This is a genomic window from Amycolatopsis melonis (assembly GCF_040064235.1).
Lineage (GTDB): Bacteria > Actinomycetota > Actinomycetes > Mycobacteriales > Pseudonocardiaceae > Amycolatopsis > Amycolatopsis melonis.
Map to the genome: position 1 here is coordinate 160,849 of NZ_JBDZYD010000015.1, position 18,725 is coordinate 179,573.

At 73.3% G+C, this 18,725-nt stretch carries 17 protein-coding genes and 1 pseudogene; 12 read left to right on the forward strand and 6 right to left on the reverse strand.

Translation table 11 applies throughout. The features are described from left to right. Positions 1 to 60 precede the first annotated feature (60 nt). A pseudogene (locus ABJI51_RS35475) lies at positions 61 to 987 on the reverse strand (cobalamin biosynthesis protein); the annotation flags it as partial. Positions 988 to 1,023: 36 nt separating this feature from the next. Here ABJI51_RS35475 and ABJI51_RS35480 point away from each other — a divergent pair. The 6 genes from ABJI51_RS35480 to ABJI51_RS35505 all read left to right on the forward strand — a co-directional run bounded on the left by ABJI51_RS35480 (position 1,024) and on the right by ABJI51_RS35505 (position 5,336). After that, the gene (locus tag ABJI51_RS35480) at positions 1,024 to 1,626 is read left to right on the forward strand and encodes a bifunctional adenosylcobinamide kinase/adenosylcobinamide-phosphate guanylyltransferase (RefSeq protein WP_348955469.1); all 603 of its coding nucleotides are present in this window, start codon (positions 1,024 to 1,026) and stop codon (positions 1,624 to 1,626) included. Positions 1,627 to 1,638: 12 nt separating this feature from the next. Continuing rightward, positions 1,639 to 2,652: a nicotinate-nucleotide--dimethylbenzimidazole phosphoribosyltransferase gene (gene cobT, locus ABJI51_RS35485; RefSeq protein WP_348955470.1), complete on the forward strand. Its 1,014-nt coding sequence runs from the start codon at positions 1,639 to 1,641 to the stop codon at positions 2,650 to 2,652. A gap of 256 nt (positions 2,653 to 2,908) precedes the next feature. After that, positions 2,909 to 3,628 (forward strand): adenosylcobinamide-GDP ribazoletransferase, encoded by a 720-nt coding sequence (locus ABJI51_RS35490; protein WP_348955604.1) that lies wholly within the window; start codon positions 2,909 to 2,911, stop codon positions 3,626 to 3,628. Between the two features lie 14 nt (positions 3,629 to 3,642). Further along, the gene (locus ABJI51_RS35495) at positions 3,643 to 4,140 is read left to right on the forward strand and encodes an RNA polymerase sigma factor (protein WP_348955471.1); all 498 of its coding nucleotides are present in this window, start codon (positions 3,643 to 3,645) and stop codon (positions 4,138 to 4,140) included. Continuing rightward, complete coding sequence (locus ABJI51_RS35500; protein ID WP_348955472.1) at positions 4,137 to 4,613, forward strand: hypothetical protein; 477 nt, start codon at positions 4,137 to 4,139, stop codon at positions 4,611 to 4,613. Before ABJI51_RS35495 ends, ABJI51_RS35500 begins: the two co-directional genes overlap by 4 nt. A gap of 36 nt (positions 4,614 to 4,649) precedes the next feature. Beyond that, positions 4,650 to 5,336, forward strand: coding sequence for a helix-turn-helix transcriptional regulator (locus ABJI51_RS35505; RefSeq protein ID WP_348955473.1), 687 nt, complete (start codon positions 4,650 to 4,652; stop codon positions 5,334 to 5,336). On the opposite strand, the gene ABJI51_RS35510 is transcribed toward ABJI51_RS35505, so the two are convergent. The 5 genes from ABJI51_RS35510 to ABJI51_RS35530 all read right to left on the reverse strand — a co-directional run bounded on the left by ABJI51_RS35510 (position 5,320) and on the right by ABJI51_RS35530 (position 10,668). Further along, on the reverse strand, positions 5,320 to 5,676 hold the full coding sequence (locus tag ABJI51_RS35510) for a VOC family protein (protein ID WP_348955474.1): 357 nt from the start codon (positions 5,674 to 5,676) through the stop codon (positions 5,320 to 5,322). The genes ABJI51_RS35505 and ABJI51_RS35510 overlap by 17 nt on opposite strands. An 85-nt stretch (positions 5,677 to 5,761) precedes the next feature. Then, a complete protein-coding gene (gene cobC / locus ABJI51_RS35515) occupies positions 5,762 to 6,778 on the reverse strand; it encodes an Rv2231c family histidinol phosphate aminotransferase CobC (RefSeq protein ID WP_348955475.1) in 1,017 nt (338 codons plus the stop codon). Beyond that, entirely contained in the window at positions 6,771 to 8,102 is a 1,332-nt protein-coding gene (locus ABJI51_RS35520; protein ID WP_431605694.1) for a cobyrinic acid a,c-diamide synthase CobB, read from the reverse strand. The genes cobC and ABJI51_RS35520 overlap by 8 nt, the downstream gene beginning before the upstream one ends. After that, positions 8,096 to 8,710 carry a cob(I)yrinic acid a,c-diamide adenosyltransferase gene (gene cobO, locus ABJI51_RS35525; RefSeq protein ID WP_348955477.1) on the reverse strand — a complete coding sequence of 205 codons (615 nt, stop codon included), beginning with the start codon at positions 8,708 to 8,710 and terminating at the stop codon, positions 8,096 to 8,098. Before cobO ends, ABJI51_RS35520 begins: the two co-directional genes overlap by 7 nt. Then, a complete protein-coding gene (locus ABJI51_RS35530; RefSeq protein ID WP_348955478.1) occupies positions 8,710 to 10,668 on the reverse strand; it encodes a putative cobaltochelatase in 1,959 nt (652 codons plus the stop codon). The genes cobO and ABJI51_RS35530 overlap by 1 nt, the downstream gene beginning before the upstream one ends. 67 nt (positions 10,669 to 10,735) lie before the next feature. Between ABJI51_RS35530 and cbiE the strand changes: the two genes are divergently transcribed. From cbiE to ABJI51_RS35560, 6 genes are all read left to right on the forward strand, one after another. Continuing rightward, positions 10,736 to 11,887 carry a precorrin-6y C5,15-methyltransferase (decarboxylating) subunit CbiE gene (gene cbiE / locus ABJI51_RS35535; RefSeq protein ID WP_348955479.1) on the forward strand — a complete coding sequence of 384 codons (1,152 nt, stop codon included), beginning with the start codon at positions 10,736 to 10,738 and terminating at the stop codon, positions 11,885 to 11,887. Between the two features lie 556 nt (positions 11,888 to 12,443). Then, complete coding sequence (gene cobM, locus ABJI51_RS35540; protein ID WP_348955480.1) at positions 12,444 to 13,205, forward strand: precorrin-4 C(11)-methyltransferase; 762 nt, start codon at positions 12,444 to 12,446, stop codon at positions 13,203 to 13,205. Continuing rightward, positions 13,202 to 14,218 (forward strand): Gfo/Idh/MocA family protein, encoded by a 1,017-nt coding sequence (locus ABJI51_RS35545; RefSeq protein ID WP_348955481.1) that lies wholly within the window; start codon positions 13,202 to 13,204, stop codon positions 14,216 to 14,218. Before cobM ends, ABJI51_RS35545 begins: the two co-directional genes overlap by 4 nt. After that, positions 14,215 to 14,934: a cobalt-precorrin-6A reductase gene (locus tag ABJI51_RS35550; RefSeq protein ID WP_348955605.1), complete on the forward strand. Its 720-nt coding sequence runs from the start codon at positions 14,215 to 14,217 to the stop codon at positions 14,932 to 14,934. Before ABJI51_RS35545 ends, ABJI51_RS35550 begins: the two co-directional genes overlap by 4 nt. Beyond that, positions 14,931 to 15,590, forward strand: a complete 660-nt coding sequence (bluB, locus tag ABJI51_RS35555) for a 5,6-dimethylbenzimidazole synthase (protein ID WP_348955482.1) — start codon at positions 14,931 to 14,933, stop codon at positions 15,588 to 15,590. Before ABJI51_RS35550 ends, bluB begins: the two co-directional genes overlap by 4 nt. An 18-nt stretch (positions 15,591 to 15,608) precedes the next feature. Then, positions 15,609 to 18,698 (forward strand): arabinosyltransferase domain-containing protein, encoded by a 3,090-nt coding sequence (locus ABJI51_RS35560; protein ID WP_348955483.1) that lies wholly within the window; start codon positions 15,609 to 15,611, stop codon positions 18,696 to 18,698. Positions 18,699 to 18,725: the final 27 nt, after the last annotated feature.

Here is an 18,725-nt window from a genome sequence, read left to right on the forward strand (position 1 = left end):
AGCAGCTGCGCCCGCAGGAACCACCGACCCGGCCGAAGCCGCTACAGCAGGAGTCGCAGCGGCTATGGCGGCAGCGAAGGCGACTGCCGCCGCGCCGACCAGGCGGGACAGCCGGACCGCTCGCCTCAGGTCGGTTGGCTGCGGGTCGCGTCCTTCGCCCAGGCGGGCTCGGCTTTCGAGTTCGCCGCCGTAGCTGTTCGTTCCGCCGAGGCGGATGTGCAGTGCTCCCGCGAAGGCCGCCTCCACCTGGCCCGCGTTCGGGCTCGGGTGGCGTCCGCCGTCGCGGCGCCAGATCCGCCATGCCTCTCGCGTCCGGCCGCCCGCCAGTGGGGCGCACGCCGCTGCGAGCACTCCGCCGATCCGCGACGGCACCAGGTTCGCCACGTCGTCCGCCCGTGCCGCCGCCCAGCCGAAGTTGCGGTAGCGCGGTGAGCGGTAGCCCACCATGGCGTCCAGCGTGTTGAGCGCCCGGTAGCCGAGCAGGCCCGGCAGTCCGGCGACCGCGCCCCAGAACAGCGGGGCGACCACGGCGTCCGACGTGTTCTCGGCGATCGACTCGGTCGCCGCGCGGGTCAGCTCGGCCGAGCCGAGCGTCGTCGCGTCGCGCGCGCAGAGGTGCGAGAGCCGCGTACGCGCCGAAGGCACGTCGCCCGCTTCGAGCAGCCGGGCCATCTCGGTGCCTTCGGCGGCGAGGCCGCGTCCGCCGAGCACTACCCACGTACAGACGGCCGTCGCGCCGAAGCGCGCGAAGGGGCGTCGCCGCGTCGCCGCCTGAAGCGCGACGCCGAGTCCTACGGCCGCGCCGGCGCACAACGCCGCGTACGCGGCTCCGCGCGGCTTCGAATCGGCCCAGAGGCGGCGTTCGAGGCGGGCTGCGGCTGTCCCGAACACGGCCACCGGATGCCCCTGTCGGGGGTCACCGAACAGGGCGTCGGCGACATATCCGGTCACGAGTCCGGCCGTGGTTGTCCCTAGACGGAGTGGCACGTGGCGAACCGTAGCGCGTGCACCAGAATGCCGGGTATGACCAAGCTGACGCACCGGCTCGCCGGGTATCTCGAGACCCTGGCGCGGGCACTACGCCGGTACGGACGCGACGAAGGCAAGGTGCTGGTCCTCGGCGGGGTCCGCTCGGGGAAGTCACGGCACGCCGAGCGGCTCGTCGCCCGCCACCCGCACCTTCTCTACGTCGCGCCCGGCCTGCCCGCGGGCGAGGACGATCCCGAATGGGCCGCGCGGGTGGCCGCGCACCAGGCGCGGCGGCCGGCGCACTGGAAGACCGTCGAGACCACCGACCTGTCCGGCATCCTGCGCACGGCCACCGAGCCGCTGCTGATCGACTGCCTCGGCACCTGGCTCTCGCGCGTGCTCGACGACGTCGGCGCGTGGCGGCAGAAGCCGGGCTGGGAGCACCGGCTGGACGACCGCCTGGAGGACTTCCTGGCCGCGTGGGCCGCGGCGCGGGTGCCGGTGGTCGCGGTCAGCAACGAGGTCGGCAGCGGTGTGGTGCCCGCAACGTCGTCCGGGCGGCTGTTCCGTGATGTGCTGGGCGCACTCAACAACCGGGTGTCCGCCGACGCCGACCGGGTCGTGCTGGTCGTCGCGGGCCGGGCGCTCGACCTGTAGCTGGAGGCGCCCGTGTTCGACGTACCCGTGCCCGATCCTGCCGCCCGCGCCGCCGCGCTGGAGCGGCTCGACGGCCTGGTCAAGCCGCTCGGCGCGCTGGGCAGGCTGGAGGAGATCGCCGCCTGGCTGGCCGCGGCGCACGGCAGCGTGCCGCCGCGCCCGCTCGACGACGTCCGCGTCGTCGTCTTCGCGGGCGACCACGGCGTGTCGGCGCTCTCGGCGTATCCGCGCGAGGTGACCGCGGCGATGGTGCGGGTGTTCCTGGCCGGGAAGAGCGGCGTGAACGTGCTGGCCGCGCAGGTCGGCGCGAAGGTGCGGGTGGCCGACATCGGCGTCGACTGGGACGGCGCCGACGTGCCTGCGGCGGTCACGGCCCACAAGATCCGCCGCGGGTCGGGCTCGATCGACGTCGAGGACGCGCTCCTGCCGGGCGAGGCGCAGGCGGCCTTTGAGGCGGGCCGCGCGATCGCGCTCGAGGAAGCCGGCGCGGACGTGCTGATCCCGGGCGACATGGGCATCGGCAACACGGCGGTGTGCGCGGCGGTGGTCGCGGCCTCGCTGAACCTGCCGGCGGCCGAGGTGGTCGGCACAGGGACGGGTGTCGACGCGGCGGGCCTGGAGCGCAAGACGGCGGCGGTGTCGGCGGCCCTGGCGAGGGCGGCGGGCCGCACGGAGGACCCGTTCGAGCGGCTGACGGCCCTGGGCAGCACGTGCCTGGCGGCCACGGCGGGCTTCCTGGTCCAGGCGGCGGTCAGCGGAACCCCGGTGGTCCTCGACGGCGTGTTCTCTGGAGCGGCGGCCCTGGTGGCGCGCGACATCGCCCCCGGGGCGGAGCGGTGGTGGCTGGCCGGGCACCGCTCGACGGAGCCCTCACAGGCGTACGCGTTGAAGGCGCTCGGCCTGGAGCCGATCCTCGACTTCGGTCTCCGGCTGGGCGAAGGCAGCGGCGCGGTGCAGGCGATCCCGACCCTGCGGGCGGCGCGGGCGATCCTCGCGGAAATGGGCCTGCTGGCCGACCTGACATGACCGGCGCAGCCCCCGCCACTCCCTGGGGGGCGTCCCCTGGTCCAGTCTATCGGGACTCCGGGCCGGGAAACCGCCGTTCGGCGATCTGTGGACAACTCGGGCTTCGCCGGGCTGTCTGTGGACAACTGGCTTGGAGTGCTCAGCGGGAGCGCTCCAAGGTGGCTTTTGGTGCGCTCAACGCGACCAAGGCCGCCTTCGGTGCGTTGGGCGCGACCGCCTTGGGGTGGCTGTGAACCGCTGGGTAGATGGCGTGCGGCTGGCCGTCGGGACGCTGACCACCGTTCCAGTTCCGGCGCCGCGGGTTATCGACCGGCGGGTTGCGGGATGGGCCATGGTGCTCGGGCCCCTTGCCGCCTTTCCGCTTGCGGTCGCCGCCGGGCTTGTCGTTGGCGGTGGGCAGGCTTTGCAGCTGCCCGGTCTTGCCGTCGCGGGTCTTGCTCTCGGGGTCGTTGCGCTCGGTAGCCGGGGGTTGCACCTTGACGGGCTTGCCGACACCGCCGATGGACTCGGTGCCTCCTATGACCGGGGCAAGGCCCTCGACGTCATGCGGCGTGGTGATTCCGGGCCCACCGGGGTCGCCACCCTCGTGCTTGTCCTGCTCGTGCAGGCCGGTGCGCTCACCGGTGTGCCCAATGGGTTCGCCGCCGGTGCTGCTGTCCTCATCGGACGGTGCACGCTCTCGATGTCCTGTGCCCGCGGTGTTCCGTCGGCGCGGCCGGAAGGGCTTGGGGCCACCGTCGCGGGGTCGGTTCCTCGCGCCGCCGCGGTTGCCGTTGGAGTGGGCGCCGCCGGGCTTGCCGTTCTGCTGCCCGGGTTGCCTTGGTGGCGTGGGCCGCTAGCGGTTGTCCTTGCCTATGCTGCCGCCGCGGTGTTGCTGGGACGGTGCGTCAAGCGGCTCGGTGGCGTCACCGGCGACACCCTCGGGGCCGGGGTCGAGGTCGCCGTCGCAGCTGCTCTGCTCGTGTTGTCAACCTAGGCGCGGCGCCGGGCGTGTACCAGGAAAAGGGGGTCATCCTGGGCACCGACCTGGCGGAACTGTTCCGCACCCACCGGCCCGGCCTGGTCCGGCTGGCCGTCCTGCTGCTCGGCGACCGCGGGCTCGCCGAGGACGTCGTACAGGACGCCTTCGTCGCGCTCTTCCGGCGCTGGCCGCTCGACGACCCGGCGGGCGCCGGCGGCTACCTGCGCGTCTCGGTCGTCAACGGGGCCCGCTCCGCGCACCGGCGCGCGGCACTGCGGCTGCGGCACCGGACCGGCGACCGCGACGACGCGCCACCCGCCGACACCGGCGCCCTGCTCGGCGAAGAACACCGGGAGGTACTGGCCGCCGTGCAACGGCTGCCGCGGCGGCAACGCGAAGTGCTCGTGCTCCGCTACTGGTCCGGTCTGTCCGAAGCCGAGATCGCCGAAACGCTCGGCGTCTCGCGGGGCACCGTCAAGACCTGCGCGTCCCGCGCACTGGCGAAACTGGAAGGAGAACTCCGGTGACCGACCTCGAGAACCGCCTGCGACGCGCCTTCCATGCCCTGGCCGACACCGTCGACGTCGAGCCCGCCCCGCTCCCGGTCCCCCGGCGCCGCCTGGCCGTGCCGCTGGCAGCCGCGGCCGCGACGGTACTCGTGGCGGGCACGATCGCCGTCCTCGCCAGCCGGTCCGAACCGGCGCCTGCGCCGCCTGCCACGCCGCCCACACCCACCGCCACCCCGGTGACCCTGCCGGGCTTCGCGCTCCTGACGCACTGCGGCGTCGACGAAGCGAGGATCGGCACGAGGTACTACGAGGCCGTCACACCGCTGATCGGCCCGGCGCACAGCGCGCCGCCGGGCTGGGACAACCCATACCAGCACGGCACCATGACGCTCGATTCGCCGGACTCCGCGGTGTTCCGCGACGACCGCGGTCACGAGGTCCGCTTCCGCGTCCGCGACGGCGCGACCGCGTTCAAGCAGCTCTGCGAATAGCCGGAACTGTCGTACCCCCTTCCTAGAGTGATCCGCGTGAACCGGACCGACCGTCTTTACGCCCTCGTCGAAGAACTCCGAGCCGTCGCGCCGCGACCGCGCAGTGCGCGGTGGCTGGCCGACCGGTTCGAGGTCAGCGTGCGCACCGTCGAACGGGACATCAGTGCCCTGCAGCAGTCTGGCGTGCCGATCTACGCCGAATCCGGCCGCACCGGCGGGTACTGCCTCGACCCGGCTCACACCATGCCGCCGGTCAACCTGACGCCCGGGGAAGCCGTCGCGATGACGCTCGCGCTGCGCCGGATGCGGGGCACGCCGTTCCGTGCGGAAGCGGCTTCGGCGGCGCGCAAGCTCGTCGCGGCGATGCGCCCGGAGGACGCCGCCGCGGCCCAGGACCTCGCTGCCCGCATCCACCTGCTCGACGAAGGCACCGTCCCGCCCACGCCGCGACTGCTCGGCATCCGCCGTGTCCTGCGCATCGGGTACGCCGACCGCAACGGCGCCGTCACCCGGCGGGACGTCGAGCCGCTCGGCTACGTCGGCAAGCCCGACCACTGGTACCTCGTGGCGTGGTGCCGGCTGCGCCAGGGCGTCCGCGTCTTCCGCACCGACCGGATCACCTCCGTCACGGTGACCGCCGAGCTGCCCGCGCCCCGCCCGCTGCGCCGCGAGGACCTCGAGATCCCGTACGGCCTCGTCGAGCAGCTCAACTTGGCGGGGTGAACACGGAGAAGTGGTTGCCCGCCGGGTCGCGCAGGTGCGCGAAGGTGACACCGACGGGATTCACCACCGGCCCGCGGTGCACCCGGCCCCCAGCGGCTTCGGCGCGCCGGCACGCGGCCTCGACGTCGTCGACCAGCACGCTGAAGATCGCATAGTCCTCCGTGCCCGCGAAGAGCCCGCCGCGCGAGCCGCCGGTGTTGATCACCCGGTAGGCCGGGTCGGTGCTCGCCGCCTCGTCCTGGACGGTCTTCCAGCCGAAGACGTCGCCGTAGAAGCGTTCCGCGGCCGCCGGGTCGGCGGCGCCGATCTCGAACCACGCGACGTCGTTGATTCCGGGCATGAGCGGGCTCCTTTCGCTGTCACACCGGGCGTTTCCCGGCTGCCGCCCAGTCTCGGCGGTCACCGCGACAACCCCCTGTCGGTGTTTAGCGAACTTTCCGGAACGCGGTGAGGAACGCGTCCGTCGTGGCCCGGTCCCGGACCGCCAGCCGCAGGTGATCCGGGCCGAGGCCCGGGAACGTGTCCCCCCGGCGCACCGCGAAACCGGCTTCCCGCAGGCGGGAACGCAGCGCCGCGCCGCCCGGCACCCGGATCAGCACGAACGGCCCGCGGGGCTCACCCAGCACGGTGACGCCCTCGGCGGCCAGGCCGGACACGAGATACTCGCGGTCGGCTTCGGCCGCGACCGCCAGCTTCTCCGCCTCCTCCAAAGCGGACGGACGGCAGCACGCCACCGTCGCGACTCCGGCCAAAGTGGACACCGACCACGGCACCTGGACCGCCCGCAGCCGCGCGACGACATCCGGATCGGCGAGCACATATCCCGCCCGAAGCCCGGCCAGTCCCCACGTCTTCGTCAGGCTGCGCAGCACCACGACACCGGGATGCCCGGACGCCAGGCTCTCGGCTTCGCCGGGGACCGCGTCCAGGAACGCCTCATCGACGACCAGCAGCCGCCCGGGCCGGGCCAGCGCCAGCACCGACGCGGCCGGGTGCAGCACCGACGTCGGATTGGTCGGATTGCCGACGAACACCAGGTCGGCGCCGGACGGCACCCGCGCGGGGTCGAGCACGAAACCGTCCTCTTCGGACAGGATCACCCGCTCGACCGCATGCCCGGCGGACCGCAGCGCGGCCTCCGGTTCGGTGAACTGCGGATGCACGACCACCGCGTGACGCGGCCGGAAAGCCGACGCCAGCAAGGTGAACGCCTCCGCCGCACCCGCCGTGACCAGCACTTCCGCCGGCGACCGCCCATGCCGTGCCGCCACTGCCCCGGTCGCCTCGGCCGACGACGGATACGCGGCCAGAGAGTCCAAAGAGGACGCCAGCTCGTCGCGCAACCACGCGGGCGGCCGCGGCAGCCGGACGTTCACCGCGAGGTCCACCAGTCCCGGCCCGACCTCACGGTCACCGTGATGGTGCAGGTCGTAGTCACCCACGGGCGCGGACCCGCGCGGCGAACCGGTGAGCCAGCTCCGGATATCCGGCCCAGTGGACGTGCAGGTAGGACGCGTGCAGCGTCGGCGACGCGAAGCCGTCCAGCTGCCGTTCCCAGCCCCACGCGGCCGAAGTGCCGTGCGACGGCGTCACCTCGGTCCGGTGGAACTCGTGCCCGGTGACGCGCTGACCTGCCGTGGCCAGCAGGTTGTCCTCGACGGCGACCGCACGCCGGTAGCCGAGCTTGCCGCGGGCGGTCATCTTCGCGTCCGCCGGCACCGCGCCGACCATCGGCACGCCGTCGAGCGACTGGCACAGGTACAGCAGGCCCGCGCATTCCGCGCTGACCGGCATCCCGTCCGCGATCGCCGAGGCGACGGCCGTCCGCAACGCCGTGTTCGCCGACAGCTCGGCCGCGTGCACCTCGGGGAATCCGCCGCCGAAGTACAACCCGGCACACCCCTCGGGCAATGCCTCGTCGCGCAACGGGTCGACGTCCACAACCTCGACCCCGCAGGCGGCCAGCAGTTCAATGTTCTCAGTATAGCGGAAGGTGAAGGCCGGGCCACCGGCCGCCGCGACGGTCACCGGCGGACCGTCCACACCGGACGGTTCCCAGACCGGAACGGACAACGGCGGCGCCGCCGACGCGATCCGGACGATCGCGTCGAGATCGACGCCTTCCCCTACCCACGACGCCAGCTCGGGCAGCACGCGACGCGCGTCCGACGCCCGTTCCGCCGCCGGGACGAGCCCGAGATGACGGCTGGGAGCGTGGATCTCTTCGTTGCGGTACAACGCACCCAGCAACGGGACGCCGGTGGCTTCCAGCGCCGAGGCGATCTCGTCGAGGTGCCGCTGCGAGCCGAGCTTGTTGAGGATGACCCCGGCCAGCCGCACGCGGTTGTCGTAGTGGGCGAAGCCGAGCACGGTCGCGGCGACGCTGCGCGAGGCGGCCGAAGCGTCCACCACCAGCACCACCGGCGCGTCGAGCAGCCGCGCCACGTGCGCGGTCGAGGCGTAGCCTTCGGTGCCCAGCGCGCCGTCGAACAGGCCCATCACGCCTTCGATGACGGCGACGTCGGCGCCGCGGGAACCGTGCCGCAGCAAGGGAACCAGCCGCTCTTCGCCCTGCAGGAAGGGGTCCAGGTTGCGGGCCGGGCGGCCGGTCGCCAGCGCGTGATAACTTGGGTCGATGAAGTCGGGGCCGACCTTGTGCCCGGACACCCGGTGCCCGGCCGCGCGTAGGGCCGCCATCAGCCCGGCGGCAATCGTGGTCTTGCCGTGCCCGGACCCGGGCGCGGCGATCACCACGCGCGCTACCACTCGATCCCCCGCTGGCCCTTCTGGCCGCTGTCCATCGGGTGCTTGACCTTGGTCATCTCGGCGACCAGGTCGGCGGCCTCGACCAGCTCCGGCGGCGCGTACCGGCCGGTGATGACGACGTGCTGGTGCCCGGGCCGGGAGACCAAAGTGGACACGACGTCGCCGACGTCGAGCCAGCCCCACTTGAGCAGGTAGGAGAACTCGTCGAGGACGTAGAAGTCGTGCGTCTCGGCGGCGAGACGGCGCTTGATCTCCGCCCAGCCCTCGCGGGCGTTCTCCGCGTGGTCGTCCTCGGTGCCGGACTTGCGCGCCCAGCTCCAGCCCTCGCCCATCTTGTGCCATTCGACCGGTCCGCCCTGGCCGGTGTCCTCGTGCAGCTTGCCGAGCGCGCGGAACGCGGCTTCCTCGCCGACGCGCCACTTCGCCGACTTGACGAACTGGAACACGCCGATCGACCAGCCCTGGTTCCACGCGCGCAGTGCCATGCCGAACGCGGCCGTCGACTTGCCCTTCATCTCACCGGTGTGCACGGCGAGCAGCGGCCGGTTGCGGCGCTGGCGCGTGGTGAGGCCGTCCTGCGGCACCACCGAAGGTTTTCCCTGCGGCATCAGGCAGCCCTCCCCGTGCGCGTGCGGACGGCGTTCGCCAGCGACTCGGCGGCGACCTCGCCCAGCGGCACGTGCTCGGCGCCGAGGTGGGCGGCCAGGTCGGCGGCCAGGCCGAGCCGCATCTTGCCGCTTTCGCAGTCCATCACGATCGTCGTGACGCCGTTGAGCAGCCCGGCCGCGGCCTGGGCGCGCGCGACGGCGTCCGGGCCGCTGGTGGCGCGGCCGTCGGTGACCACGACCAGCAGCGGGCGGCGCCGCGGGTCGCGAATCTCCTCGACGCGCAGCACACGCGCGGCCTCTAGCAGTCCTTCGGCGAGCGGGGTCCGGCCGCCGGTCGGGAGGCCTTCGAGCCGGGACGCGGCCGCGTCGACACTGATCGTCGGCGGCAGCGCGAGTTCGGCGGCGTTGCCGCGGAAGGTGACCAGGCCCACCTTGTCGCGGCGCTGGTAGGCGTCGAGCAGCAGCGACAGGACCGCGGACTTGACCTCGCGCATCCGCGCCTTGGCACCCATCGAGCCGGACGCGTCGACGCAGAACAGCACCAGGTTGCCTTCACGGCCTTCGCGTAGAGCGAACCGCAGGTCTTCGGGCCGCAGCTTCAGCCCGGCACCGGCGCGGCCGCGGGCTTTCTGGTGCGGCGCAGCGGCTTTGACGGTCGCGACCAGGTGCGGCCGCCCTTCGCGGACGCTCGCGGGCTGGACGCCGACGGTGCGTCCGCTGTCGGTGATCGCCCGCGACCGGCGGCCGCGCTCACCCTCGCCCATGCCCTTGACGCGGAAGACGCGGGCCTTGAACGTCTCCCCGGCGCCGACGGTCTTCTGCTGCCCGCCGTTCTGGCTCTGCTGCGGCGCGCCTTCGCTTCCCTGAGGGACGTCCGGAGGGATGTCCTGGGGAGCTTCTTGCGGCGCCGAGCCCGAGCCGGGGCCGTCGTCCTCGGGACCGGGCTCCGGCGGCTGGGCGTCCTGTAGGGCCTGTTCCAGCTGCTCTTCGGAGATTCCCGGCGCGTCGAAGGGATTCCGGCGGCGCCGGTGCGGCAGGGCGAGCCGTGCGGCGACGCGGACGTCGTCGGTGGTCACCTCGTCGCGGCCGGCCCAGGCGGCGTGCGCGACCGCGGTGCGGGCGGTGACGATGTCCGCGCGCATGCCGTCGACCTCGAACGACGCGCAGACTTCGGCGATCTGGCGCAGTGCTTCGTCGGGGAGCTTGACCGCGGGCAGAAGCCGTTGCGCCGCTTCGATGTCCGCGGCCAGCCGGGCGTCCTCGTCGGCGTACTGCGCGGCGAAACCGTCGGGGTCGGCCTCGTAGGCGAGCCGTCGGCGGACGACCTCGACGCGCTGGTCCGGGTCGCGGCTGGAGGCGACCTCGACGGTCAGCCCGAACCGGTCCAGCAGCTGTGGCCGCAGCTCGCCCTCTTCCGGGTTCATGGTGCCGATCAGCACGAACCGGGCCGCGTGCGACACCGAGACGCCTTCGCGTTCGACGGTCGCGCGGCCCATCGCGGCGGCGTCGAGCAGGGTGTCGACGAGGTGGTCGTGCAGCAGGTTGACCTCGTCGACGTAGAGCAGCCCGCGGTGCGCGGCGGCCAGCAGGCCCGGCTGGAAGTCCGTGACGCCCTCGGCGAGCGCGCGTTCCAGGTGCAGGCTGCCGATGACGCGGTCTTCGGCGGCACCAACGGGAAGTTCGACGAGCTTGGCGGGCCGGCGGTGGCTCTTCGCGCCGTCGTGCGGGCCGTCCGGGCAGAGCGGGTCGGGAGCCGCGGGATCACAGGAGAAACGGCAGCCGTCCACGACGTCGACGCCCGGCAGCAGGCCCGCCAGCGCGCGCACCATGGTCGACTTAGCCGTGCCCTTCTCGCCGCGCACCAGCACTCCGCCGACGGCGGGCGAGATCGCGGACAGGACCAGCGCCAGGCGCAGGTCCGGCAGTCCGACGACGGCGGTGAACGGGTACGGCTTCAACAGCACTCCTCCGGTCGGCGACCGGCCGATCATCGCACAGCGCGCGCCTCGCTTAGGGTGGGAAATCGTGCGCGAAAAATCACCTCTGACCGTCGTCGGGATCGGCGCCGACGGCTGGTCCGGGCTGTCGGAGCAGGCCAGGGCCGCGGTGCTCGCCGCCGACGTCGTGCTGGGTGCGCCGCGGCAGCTGGGCTACCTGCCGGAGGGCGTCCGCGGCGAGCCGTGGCCGACGCCGCTGCTGCCCGCGCTGGACGCCGTCATCGCCGAGCACGACGGGGCCCGGATCTGTGTCCTGGCCAGCGGAGATCCGTTTTTGTCGGGGGTCGGCAGTACGCTCGTGGCACATGGATATGAGGTCGAGGCGCTGCCCGCCCTCTCTTCGGTGACACTGGCCCGGGCACGGCTGGGGTGGTCCGCCGAGGAGACCGAGGTGGTCACTCTCGTCGGCCGGTCGTCGGCCCGCGTCGCCCGGGTCCTGGCGCCACGCCGGCGAGTGCTCGTCCTGGGTGCCGACGCGACGGCTCTGCGCTCCCTGCTCACCGTGCGGGGTTATGGCGAGAGCGAGCTGATCGCGCTGGAAAACCTGGGCGGGCCCGACGAGCGCGTCTCCGACGGCTGGACCGGCGATCCCGGTCCGCTGACGGTCTTCGCGCTGGAGTGCGCGGGCCCGGCGATGCCCCTGATCGGCATCCCGGACGACGTGTACGCCCACGACGGGCAGCTGACCAAACGCGACCTTCGAGTGTCGGCGCTGGCCCGCCTCGCGCCGAGTCCCGGCGAACTGTTGTGGGACGTCGGCGCGGGCGCGGGCAGCGTCGGCATCGAATGGTCGCGGATGCACGAACTGAACCGCGCGATCGCGATCGAGCGCTCCGCGGAGCGGGCCGAACGGATCGGGCGGAATGCCCTGGACCTGGGAGTACCGGAACTGGAGGTGGTGACCGGGGAAGCACCGGATGCGCTGAGCGCGCTGCCTGCGCCGGACGCGATCTTCGTCGGAGGAGGCGTCACGGCGCCGGGCGTACTGGACGCGTGCCTGGCGACGGGCGCGCGGGTGGTGGCGCACGGCGTGACGCTGGAGGCCGAGCAGGTCCTGGCGCGCGCGTACGAGTCGCACGGCGGTGAGCTGGTGCGGATCGGCGTCGAGCGGGCGGCCCCGCTGGGCGGGTTCACCGGCTGGACGCCGGCGCGGGTCGTGACGCAGTGGAGCAGCCGATGACCGCGGTGGCGGGCGCCCACCCCGGGTGCGCTGTGCACCACACGCACGCCGTGGCTGCGGTGGCGGGCACCCGTCCCGGGCGCGGTGTGCACCACAGGCACGCCGTGGCTGCGGTGGCAAGCGCCCGCGCCGGGCGCGATGTGCACCACACACGCGCCGTGGCTGCAGTGGCGGACGCCCGCCCCGGGCACGGTCTGGGCCACACACGCGCCGTGACCGCGGTGGCGGACGCCCGCCCCGGGCACGGTGTGCACCACACACACGCCGTAACCGCGGTGGCGGGCACCCGCCGCGGGCACGGTCTGCGCCACACACGCGCCACGGCTGCGGTGGCAGGCGCCCGCCCCGGGCGCGGTGTACGCCACACGCACGCCGCGACCGCAGTGGCGGGCACCCGCCCCGGCTGCGGCGTGCGCCACACGCGCGCCGTGGCTGTCGTGGGTGTGGCCTGTGGCGTGGTTGGCTTGCGCCGCTTGGGTGCCGTGGTGCGGCCCGGCTTTGCCGGGGCGGCCGCGGGCCTGGGCGCCGCCGACCGCAGCCGTTCCGGGAGTAGCCGATGACCGTGCACTTCGTCGGCGCCGGGCCCGGCGCCGCGGACCTCATCACCGTGCGCGGCCGGGACCTGTTGGCCCGTTGCGGCGTCTGTCTCTACCCGGGCAGCATGACGCCCACGGACCTGCTCGCCTACTGCGCGCCCGACGCCGAGCTGGTCGACACCGCGAACCTCAGCCTCGAGCAGATCGTGGCCAAGCTCGTGGCGGCGCACGAAGGCGGGCACGACGTCGCGCGGCTGTGCTCCGGCGATCCGTCGCTCTACAGCGCCGTCGCCGAGCAGATGCGGCGGCTCGACGCCGCCGGCGTGCCGTACGAGGTCGTGCCCGGTGTGCCCGCCTTCGCCGCGTCGGCCGCTGTGCTGCAGCGGGAACTCACCGTGCCCGAAATCGGGCAGAGCCTGGTGATCACCCGGGTCCAGGCGCGCTCGACGAAGATGCCGTCCGGGGAAACCCTCGCCGCCTTCGCCTCGACCGGGGCCACTCTCGCGCTGCACCTGGCGATCAACCACGTCGAGCGGGTCGCCGAGGAGCTGATGCCTTACTACGGCGGCGACTGTCCCGTCGCCGTCGTCGCGCTGGCCAGCCAGCCCGGGGAAACCGTCGTGCGGGGCGTGCTCGGCGAACTGCCCGCGCTCGTGCGCGACGCCGGCATGACGCGGGCGGCCACCATCTTCGTCGGCCGGGTGCTCGCCGCCACGAACTTTCCCGACAGCTTCCTCTACTCGAGTGCCCGTGACCGGGCGAACCAGCCGGAGTCGTTGTGACCGAACTGCGCTGGGGCCTGCTGGCCGCCGGGACCATCGCCGCCCACTTCGCCGCGGGGGTCGAGGAAAGCAAGCACGGTGTGCTGGCCGCCGTCGGGGCCAGGGACGCCGGGCGGGCGCGGGACTTCGCCGCGCGCTTCGGCATCCCGAAGGCCTACGGCAGCTACGAAGACCTCCTTGCCGACCAGGACGTCGACGCCGTGTACGTCTCGACGCCGCACGCGATGCACAAGGAATGGGCCATCGCCGCGGCCGAAGCGGGCAAGCACGTCCTGTGCGAGAAGCCGCTGACGATCAACGCCACCGAAGCCGAGGAAGTCATCGAGGCCGCGCGGCGGAACGACGTCTTCCTGATGGAGGCGTTCATGTACCGGCTGCACCCGCAGACGCGGCGGCTGGCCGAGCTGATCGCCTCCGGGGCGATCGGCGAGGTGGGCGCGGTCGACACCACGTTCTCCTTCGCCGGCAACCCCGAGGAGACCGGGCGGCTGGCCGATCCGGCGCTCGGCGGCGGCGGGATTCTCGACGTGGGCTGCTACTGCACGTCGCTGGCGCGGCTGGTCGCGCAGGCCGCGACCGGCGCGGACGTCGTCGAGCCGACCGAGGTCAGCGGGATGGCCCGGCTCTCCGCCGACGGCGTCGACGAGTACGCGACCGGGCTGCTGCGGCTGCCCGGCGACATCCTCGCAACGATCTCGTGCGGGATCCGACTGGCCCGGGAGGACGGCATCCGGGTGTTCGGCTCGCGGGGCCAGATCCACGTCCCGCGTCCGGCGTGGATTCACCCGCTGCGCACCCCGGGCACGTCGGAGATCATCCTGACGCCCGCCGGCGGGCTGCCCGAAGTCATCGAGGTCGAGGCGACGCAGGGCGTCTTCGCGCGCGAGGCCGACCACGTCGCCGTGCACGTCGGCGACCGGCAGGCACCCGAGCTGAGCTGGGCCGAAACCCTCGCCAACATGCGCACGCTCGACCGGTGGCGGGAAGCCGTCGGCTACGGGCGCCGTTCGTGATCCTCGTTCTCGGGGGTACCGGCGAAGCGCGGGAACTCGCCGAAGCGCTCGTCGCCCGGGGCGTCCGCGTTGTCTCTTCGCTGGCGGGGCGCGTCGCACGGCCACGGCTTCCGGCCGGCGAAGTGCGCGTCGGCGGCTTCGGCGGCCCGGAAGGGCTCGCGGCCTGGCTGCGCGAGAACCGGGTGCGCGCGGTCGTCGACGCCACGCATCCGTTCGCCGAGCGGATCGGCACGAACGCGGCGAGAGCAGCCGAAGCGACCGGGACGCCGCTGCTGCGGCTGGCCCGGCCGGGCTGGCAGGCGGGCCCGGACGACGTCTGGCACTGGGCCGACGACCTCGCCGAGGCCGCGCGCCTGCTGCCCGGGCTGGGGAACCGCGTGTTCCTCACCAGCGGCCGCCAGGGCCTGTCCGCCTTCGCGCACCTCGACGACCTGTGGTTCCTGATCCGCTGCGTCGACCCGCCCGGGCCGCCGCTGCCGCGGCACCACGAGCTGGTCCTCGACCGCGGGCCGTACGAAGTGGCCGGGGAACGCGCGCTGCTCGGCCGGGCCGACGTCCTGGTCACCAAGGACTCGGGCGGGTCCCTGACCAGCGCGAAGCTGACCGCCGCGCGGGAGCTGGGCAAGCCCGTCCTGCTGGTCCGGCGCCCGCCGCGGCCGGACACCGAGACCGCCGAAACCGTCCCCGAAGCCGTCGAATGGGTCCTGCACCGATGAACGAACAGTTCTACGAAGTCCTGCGCAGGCGGCGTGACGTCCGCGGCGAGTTCACCGGCGCGCCGGTCCCGGAAGCCACGCTGACCAGGATTCTCGAAGCCGCGCACGCCGCGCCGAGCGTCGGGCTCACCCAGCCGTGGGACTTCGTGCTGGTCGACGACCACGCCACGCGGGAGAAGTTCGCCAAGCACGTCCACGAGGAGCGGGAGGTCTTCGCCGGGCAGCTCAGCGAAGACCGGGCGAGCACCTTCGCGAACATCAAGATCGAGGGCATCCTCGAGTCGAGCCTCGGCATCGTCGTCACCTACGACCCGGCACGCGGCGCGCCCGACGTGCTCGGCAGGCACGCCATCGCCGATGCCGGCCTGTACTCGGTGTGCCTGGCGATCCAGAACCTGTGGCTGGCCGCGACCGCCGAAGGCCTGGGCGTGGGCTGGGTGAGCTTCTACCGCGAGCCGTTCCTGAGCGAGCTGCTCGGCATCCCCGGCGGCATCCGCCCGGTCGCGTGGCTCTGTGTGGGCCCGGTCACGCGGCTGGAGACCGTCCCGGACCTGGAACGCCACGGATGGCGCAGCCGCCGTCCCCTCACCGCGGCGATACACCACGGGCGGTTCACGCCGCGTGACCCGGGGGCTGCGTCAGCGGCCGACTTCTGACCCGTTAGCGTTGCGCCGATGCGTCTGATTGCCGTAGCGCTGGGGTTGCTCTCGGCCTTGTGCGCGCTGGCTTTCCCCTTCCTGCCCGTGGTGCAGGACACGGCGGAGGTCGTCTGGCCGACCGGCAGCGACACCCGCTCCGTCAACGCGCCCTTGACCGGGTACTGGGCCCAGGAACTGCGGGCCGAGCTGCCCTGCGCGACCATCCGCTCGGTCGACGCCCGGACCAGCGGGCCGGGCCTGCTGTTCGCCACCGTGCCGGACGGGCGCACCGACCCGAAGGCCGGCAACGGCGTCGGCATGCAGCTGCGCGTCGACAACGGCGTGCTGCTGGCGTCCAGCCAGGGCCAGCAGATCGCCCAGCAGCCGCTGCCCGCCGAGAAGTGCGACGTCGAGCTGGACGTCGACGCGACGCAGATGACCCTCGCCGTCGCCGGGACGCCGATCTTCCACACCGGCGGCGACGTCCGGCCGCGCGTCGTCGGGATCTACTCCTCGATCAACTCGAGCAAGGACCCGATCGCCGGCCTGCACGTCTCGGTCGTGCCGGACACGCGATACCAGACGTCGCCGACCGCGCTGAAGATCGGCGTCGGCGTGCTCGCCGTGCTGTCGCTGATCGGCTGCCTGATCGCCACCTGGCGCCGCGACTCCGGCTTCGCGCGCCGCGCCCCGCGCTGGGCGCCGGTCGGCTGGTGGCGGCTGACGCTGCGGGACGTCACGGTGATCGTGGCGCTCGGCGCGTGGGTCTTCATCGGGCCGGTGACCTCCGACGACGGCTACATCCTCACGATGGCCCGGGTCACCGAGGCGACCGGCTACCTGACCAACTACCACCGCTGGTTCGGCGTCGCCGAGGCGCCGTTCGGCTGGTTCTACCACGTCTACGAGCTGATGACGCACGTCAGCACGGTGCCGCCGTGGATCCGGCTGCCGTCGTTCCTGCTCGGCGTGCTCAGCTGGCTGCTGATCAGCCGCGAGGTGATGCCGCGGCTGGGCACCCAGATCCGCACCAGCCGCCCGGCCAGCTGGGCCGCCGCGACCGTGTTCCTGATCTGGTGGATGCCCTACAACAACGGCGTCCGGCCGGAACCGGTGGCCGCGCTCGGCTCGCTGCTGGCGATCTGCGCGGTCGAGCGCGCGCTGGTGACGCGGCGGCTGCTGCCGCTGTGCCTCGGCCTGACCGCGGCCGGGTTCACCCTGGCCGCGACGCCGACCGGGCTGATCGCGGTGGCGCCGTTCCTGGTCGCCGCGCGCCCGCTGTTCAAGCTGGTGCGCCAGCGCGCGAACGAGAGCGGCTGGCTGCCGGTGCTCGCGCCGGTCGCCGCGGCCGGGCTGCTGGTGCTGGTCGTCGTGTTCGCCGACCAGACGTTCGCGACGGTCCAGGAAGCGACCCGGATCCGCACCCAGGTCGGCCCGAACCTGTCGTGGTTCCAGGAACTCGCGCGCTACCAGCTGCTGTTCGAAAGCCTCCCGGACGGTTCGGCGCCGCGCCGGTTCCCGGTGCTGCTGGTCGTGCTCTGCACGGCCACCTGCCTGGTCGTGCTGCTGCGCCGCGGCCGCATCCCCGGCGCGTCGCTCGGCCCGGCGCGGCGGCTGATCGGCACGACGGCCCTGTTCTTCCTGCTGCTGGCCCTGACGCCGACGAAGTGGACCCACCACTTCGGCGCGTTCGCCGCGGTCGGCGCGTCGATGGCGGCGCTGGCCGCGCTCGCGACCAGCTCGACCGTGCTGCGGTCCCAGCGCAACCGCGCGGCCTTCCTCGCCGCGCTGCTGGTCGTCGCCGCGCTCGCCGCGACCGGGCCGAACACCTACTGGTTCGTCTCCCGCCTCGGCGTCCAGTGGACGAACGTGGCGCCGTCGGTCGGCGGCATCCCGCTGTCGACGATCCTGCTGGTCGCGGCCGCGATCGCGGGGATATACGCGTTCGTGGAGAACGTCCGGGCGCACCGGCCGGGCCTGTCGCCGCAACCGCAGGAAGGCCGGCTGCGCGCGCTGCGGCTGGGGTCGTTGTCGCTGGTGGTGGTCTGCGGCCTGGTGGCGGCGGGCGAGTTCGTCACGATGGCGTGGGCGATCCACAACCAGTCCGGCAGCTACAGCCTGGGCGCGGCGAACATCGGGCACCTGTTCGGCAAGAGCTGCAACCTCTCCGACCACGTGATGGTCGAGCGCGACGCGGCGACGAGCATCCTGCACCCGCAGGCCGAGCAGCGGACGGTCAAGGAGAAGCCGCAGGAGAACTCGCCGCTGCCCAACCCCGACCAGGACAACGGCCGCGTCCAGACCGGCTTCCACACCCGCCCGGTCGACGACAAGGACCCGCTGGCCGAGCCGCCGCACGGGTTCACCCCGGACAAGGTGCCGATGTGGTCGAGCTTCCTCGACCCGGAGACGCGCGCGGGCCGGCTGCGCAGCGACTGGTACGCGCTGACGGAGAAGCCGGCGGACGGCCAGATCGTGGTGGCGACCGCGGGTGCGGCGCGACGCCCGACGTCGGTCAGCCTCGACTACGGCGTCAACACCCCCGACGGCGTGAAGATCCTCCGCAGCCAGTTCGCGCTCCCGCCGGGCGCGGGCACGGGTGGCTGGAACGACACCCGCATCAACCTGCGTGACCTCCCGCCGGAGACGAACGCGGTCCGCATCAACATCGTCGACAACGACCTCACCGAGGACGGCTGGATCGCGGCGTCCGCCCCGCGCGTCCCGACGTTCACGACGCTGACCGACCGCATCGGCTCGAAGCCGGTGTACCTGGACTGGCCCGCTTCGTTCGTGTACCCGTGCGTCCAGCCGGTGACGTCCCACGACGGGATCTCGCAGGTCCCGGCGTACCGGATCACCGCGGGCGGCCTGGCGGACGAAGCCCAGTGGGCGTCCTCGGCGAACGGCGGGCCGATCGGCTGGCTGGAGGAGCTGGCCGAGGAGCCGGAGGTGCCGAGCTACCTGATCGGCCAGCCGAGCCAGTCGTGGGGCCAGCTGCTGCAGATCGAGCCGTTCACCGAAGGCATCGCCCCGACGATCGTCCACGGCGAGAAGACGGTGCCGGGCTGGTGGTCACCCGGACCGGGCCCGCGCCAGCCGAACGGCAAGGACCCGACGCGCTAGGCCGGGCCTCAAACGCCCCAAGGTGGC